The 5633-nt window shown below is 42.4% G+C and carries 3 protein-coding genes and 1 pseudogene; all 4 read right to left on the reverse strand.

Going from position 1 to position 5633, the window contains the following annotated elements:
• Nucleotides 1-739, reverse strand: a 739-nt coding sequence (gene rlmB, locus QNK26_RS06750) for a 23S rRNA (guanosine(2251)-2'-O)-methyltransferase RlmB (protein ID WP_319221724.1), incomplete at its 3' end; no start/stop codon positions are given.
• A gap of 36 nt (nucleotides 740-775) precedes the next feature.
• Nucleotides 776-3301: pseudogene (gene rnr, locus QNK26_RS06755) on the reverse strand (ribonuclease R).
• 183 nt (nucleotides 3302-3484) lie between these two features.
• A complete protein-coding gene (locus QNK26_RS06760) occupies nucleotides 3485-4312 on the reverse strand; it encodes a sel1 repeat family protein (RefSeq protein ID WP_319221726.1) in 828 nt (275 codons plus the stop codon).
• Nucleotides 4313-4467: 155 nt separating this feature from the next.
• Nucleotides 4468-5406, reverse strand: coding sequence for a malate dehydrogenase (gene mdh / locus QNK26_RS06765; RefSeq protein ID WP_319221727.1), 939 nt, complete (start codon nucleotides 5404-5406; stop codon nucleotides 4468-4470).
• Nucleotides 5407-5633: the final 227 nt, after the last annotated feature.

Consider the following 5633-nt stretch of genomic DNA (forward strand, 5'->3'; position numbering starts at 1 on the left):
GTTGACGAACAACTTCAAACAAACAAACACCAGCTGCTACTGATACGTTCAAGCTTGAAATACTGCCAGCCATTGGGATGCTAACTAGCTCATCACAATGTTCACGCGTTAAACGACGCAGACCTTTTTCTTCCGCACCCATAGCAATAGCTAATGGACCCGCTAGTTTAGGCTGATATAAATCTTGCGTTGCTTCGCCCGCAGTACCGATGATCCAGATGCGACGGTCTTGTAGTTCACGCATGGTACGTGCAAGATTTGTCACTGCAATCAGTGGCACAGTTTCAGCGGCACCACATGCTACTTTACGTACCACTGATGTCAGTTGTACTGATTTATCTTTTGGTACGATAACAGCGTGTACACCAGCCGCATCAGCACTACGTAGACAAGCGCCCAGGTTGTGCGGATCAGTAACACCATCAAGAATCAATAAGAATGGCTGTTCTTCTTTCTCTTCAATACGGTTAAGTAACGTATCAAGATCTGATTCGTTTAGCTTTTTGCCTTCAATAACGCGTGCTAATACACCGTTATGACGGCCACCGTCGCACTTTTTATCCAAAGTGTTACGATTAACTAATTGCACTGCAATACCGATATCATTTAATTCTGCGATTAACGGGGTTAGACGGTCATCTTCACGACCTTTCAGTGCGTATACTTCAATGAAGCGCTCTGGTTCATGCTCCAGTAATGATTTAACTGCATGAATACCGAAAATTAGTTCACTGCTCATTGTATCTCTCTACCTTATTACTATTACTATTGCTATTTATTTGCTTTCTTGTGCTTTTTTCTTTGAACGTTCAGCACGACCGGGACGCGATTTAGCCTTAGTTACAGGTTTTTTCTTAGCGGGTTTAGTTTTGCCTTTTGGCTTAACTGCATCAACCGGTGATGTGCCTTTTTCAACAGCATCACCTGTTTGCGGCTTTAATTTTGCAGCAACGCGGGCTTTATCAGCCGCACTCGCAACAACATCACTATTGATTTTCAATTTTAATTTAGTTTTTTTAGCTGGTTTTGCTTTTGCGCCTTCAGTTTTACGTTTACCAGAAAATTCAGCCGGTTTACGCTTACTGCGACGAGTGTGTGTTACCGCACCCGCAAGCTCAAGGTCAATCTTCTTGTCGTTCATGTTGATGGCTAATACTTTAACTTCAACTTGATCGCCAATGCGATATTCAACGCCACTTTTTTCGCCACGCAATGTTTGGCGTCCGCCATCAAAGTTATAATAATCACCACGTAAGCTAGATACATGTACCAAGCCATCGATGTTTAAGTTTTTGATACGAACAAAGAAGCCAAAATTAGTTACCGCGGCAATAACACCTTCAAATGTATCACCTAAGTGATCTTGCATGTATTCACATTTCAAGAAGTCAGACACATCACGCGTAGCATCATCGGCACGACGTTCTGTTAATGAGCAATGCTCACCCAAGGTCTCAACATCACTCACTTGGTAGCAATAACCACCCGTGCTAGTCCAACGTTTGGTTAATGGCGAACCCGCTTTAACTGCCGCTTGGTTAGCCAGTTCAAACTTGATTGCACGGTGTAATACTAAGTCAGGGTAACGACGAATTGGCGACGTAAAGTGACCATAAGCTGTTAGCGCTAAACCAAAGTGACCGTTATTTTCTTCTTGATATACCGCTTGTTTCATTGAACGTAGCAGCATAGTTTGGATAAGTTCTTTATCCGGACGATCTTGAATACTGCTGATCAATGCAGCGTAATCAAGTGGTGTTGGTTTCAAACCGCCACCTAACTCTAGGCCAGTTTCACTTAAGAAGCTTCTGAAATTAACTAACTTTTCTTCGCCTGGAGTATCGTGCACACGCAATAGCGCAGCGGCTTTATGCTTGCTAACAAAACGCGCTGATGCAACGTTTGCTAAGATCATGCATTCTTCAATTAATTTATGCGCATCATTACGTACCACAGGAACGATCTTGTCGATTTTACGGTGTTCATTAAAGACGAAACGCGTTTCTAGTGTTTCAAATTCAATCGCACCACGTTCTGAACGTGCTACTTTTAATACTTTATACATGTCGTGCAATTGATGCAGATGTGGCACTACCGCTTGGTATTCATCACGTAGTGCTTTGTCGCCATCAAGGATGTTAGCTACTTTGGTATAAGTTAAACGCGCATGTGAGTTCATCACCGCTTCGTAAAATTTATAACCAGACAAGCGACCAGCGTCAGAAATAGTCATTTCACAAACCATACATAGACGATCTACGTGTGGGTTCAATGAACATAAACCATTTGATAATACTTCTGGCAGCATAGGTACAACTTGCTCAGGGAATTAAACCGAGTTACCTCGACCTTGTGCTTCTAAATCTAAATCTGAATTAGTTTGTACGTATGAACTTACGTCAGCAATCGCAACCCATAAACGCCAACCACCGCTTTTTTTACGTTCACAGAATACCGCGTCATCGAAATCACGGGCATCTTCACCATCAATCGTTAGCAAAGGTAAATCACGTAAATCAACACGATTTAGTTTCGCGTCTTCAGGCACTTCTGGTGACAATTTTTTCATGTCATCAATAATATGTTCAGGCCATACATGTGGAATATCATGGGTGCGGATCGCCACTTGAATTTCCATACCTGGTGCCATATTTTCACCAAGTACTTCTACAACTTTACCTAATGCAGGTAAGTTATAAGTAGGACGTTTTAAAATTTCAGTCACAACCATTTGACCAGCACGAGCACCAAGACGTTCTTCATCACTGATACGAACTTCTTGTTTAATGCGGCTGTCATCTGGACGCACAAAAGCCACGCCTTTATCGAGATAAACACGACCAACAAGTTGTAGTGGTTCAGCATCTAATAGACGAACAAAACGCGCTTCTTTACGGCCTTTAAATTCTTCTTTTACTGGCTGCGCAAGAATGCGATCGCCATGGAATAATGTCGACATTTGACGGATAGAGATAAATAAATCTTTACCACCGTCATCTGGACGGAAAAAGCCAAAACCATCGCGATGACCTAATACCAGACCCTCTAACAGATCGAGGCGTTCAGGTAATTCATAAGTTCTGTTACGAGCGAAAATCAACTGCCCATCACGTTCCATCGCACGTAAACGACGGCGTAAAGCTTCTTCGTGTTCTTCGCCTGCTAATTTTAATCCCGCAAATATTTGCTCACGATTAATCGAATTTTCTAGGCTACGAAGATAATCAAGAATAAATTCTCGACTAGGAATTGGATTGCTGTATTTTTCCTGCTCACGCGTATGGAAAGGGTCTTTACTCATAGAAGGTCCAAATTGGTAGGAATATCGTTCGGATTATATACCCAAACCACATTAGGATACAGTTTTGTACCATAAGTAAGTCGGTATACAAGAAGGATAGTGATAAATGAGCATAGGATCGAATCGAAACTAACTCTAATTGACTATTCAGTTAGCGCCGATGAAATATTTAATGCCCTGTGCTTACTGATATTTAGCCGCATTCTTTGCCGCTATAATCACACGTTCAGGCATTCTATGTTCTAATTGCGCTAATAATCGGGCTAATTTTTCGTGCATCTTAGCATCTGCGGTCACGGTATTATACAAATAACTGTACGCGGTTTGATAATCATAAGGGCTGCCATAACCTCGCACGAGCAACTCAGCCCACTGTATTTTTGCGGGTAAAAAACCGAGTTTGGCCGATTGTTCAAATAACGGTAGCGCACGTTCGATATCTTGCTGCACAAATTGACCTTGCACATAATAACGACCGAGTTGCTCTAATGCTCGAGGTTGACCTTGCCTTGCAGCTGCACGCATGAAGTAAACGCCTAATTCAGCATTCTTATCAACACACACTCCCCAAGCCAGCATATCTCCCCATAAAAATTGATAGGTTGGCAACTTCACTAATTCAGCGCGTACTTTAATATCAGCAACGAGCTGACACTCGTCTGCTCGCACCCGTTTAAGATGGGTATTCGCTCCGATCAATTGATTCAGCTCATCATCACTATATAGCTCAACTGCACTGGGGAAGTCGCTATACTTAGCCGTGGTTTTTGCGATTTTCTCTGCTGCAACAGCCCGCTTACCACTGTCGGTAATACGCTGTTCTTTTTCGCCAACGGGTTTACTGACTCGCGACTTACTTGCAGCCGGCTGACTTGATACCGGCGAGTTACCGTGTTGTTCTGCTGCAATAACATCAACACCAGACACCGAGACACTCGCGATTACCACGCATAATACCGTTTTTAGGTAATGACTCATTGTTGTTAATCTCGTTGTCAGTGTTGTAAGCATATCAATTAACCCAAGCGATTATGTGTGGCGTTCATAGTTACTGTTATAATAGATATATCGACCAAAGTATGGTTTTCTTAAATAAAAAAACCCAAGTTAAAATAACTTGGGTTTCTATTTTCATCATCGTTAACCTAAGCGGTTAAATTTAATGATTAACCAGCAACGAATTCTTCACCTAAGGTGATGTTCGCTGTTAGTTCAGCTAACATTGCATCACGTGCGTTAGCTTCAAATTCGCTTAGCTCGCCGTATGCGAGTACTTCTTCAACGCCATTTTTACCTAGTAGTACAGGTTGCGCGAAGAATGTAGCATGATCAGAACCGCCATCAACATAAGTACACTCAACGATACCTTCTTCACCCTGTAGTGCGCGAACAAGAGATAGACCGAAACGTGCCGCGGCTTGACCCATAGAAAGTGTCGCAGAACCGCCACCCGCTTTAGCTTCAACAACTTCAGTACCTGCGTTTTGAATTCGTGACGTTAGTGCAACAACTTCTTCAGCAGTAAATTCAACACCTTTAACTTGAGAAAGTAACGGTAGAATTGTAACGCCAGAGTGACCACCAATAACCGGTACTTCAACGTCTGCAAGTGAAATGCCTTTAAGCGCACTAACAAAAGTTTCAGAGCGGATAACATCCAGCGTAGTAATGCCGAATAGTTTACGCTTGTCGTAAACTCCTGCTTGCTTAAGTACTTCTGCAGCGATAGGCACAGTCGTATTGACTGGGTTAGTAATAATACCGATACATGCATTTGGGCATACTTCAGCACATTTACCAGCTAGGTTTTTGATAATGCCAGCATTGATATTGAATAAATCTGAACGGTCCATACCAGGCTTACGAGCAACACCCGCAGAGATCAGTACCACATCAGCACCAACAAGTGCATCCGTTGGATCCATACCAGCAAAACCAGCAATAGTAACGTCTGTAGGGATGTGGCTTAAATCAACCGCAACACCTGGAGTTACTGGTGCGATATCATAAAGTGATAAATCAGAACCAGCAGGTAGTTGAGTTTTCAAAAGTAGGGCTAAAGCTTGACCGATACCGCCAGCAGCACCTAATACAGCGACTTTCATAGACGTCTCCATTATCTTAATTGTTTATGTAGAATACAATATTCACAAATTCCTTGAATCACTGCTACTTTACTGCAACATTGATGAAAAAACAATTAACAACGCCGATATGCAGGGTAAATAATGCATTACATAGCGGTTTTAAAGCGCTAGCTTTCTATCTAACAGGCATTGGCTTTCAGATGAAATGAATATATTGTCTCACTTATGTCGCAGCGACTCAGCAA

It is taken from the genome of Moritella sp. (assembly GCF_033791185.1).
GTDB lineage: Bacteria > Pseudomonadota > Gammaproteobacteria > Enterobacterales > Moritellaceae > Moritella.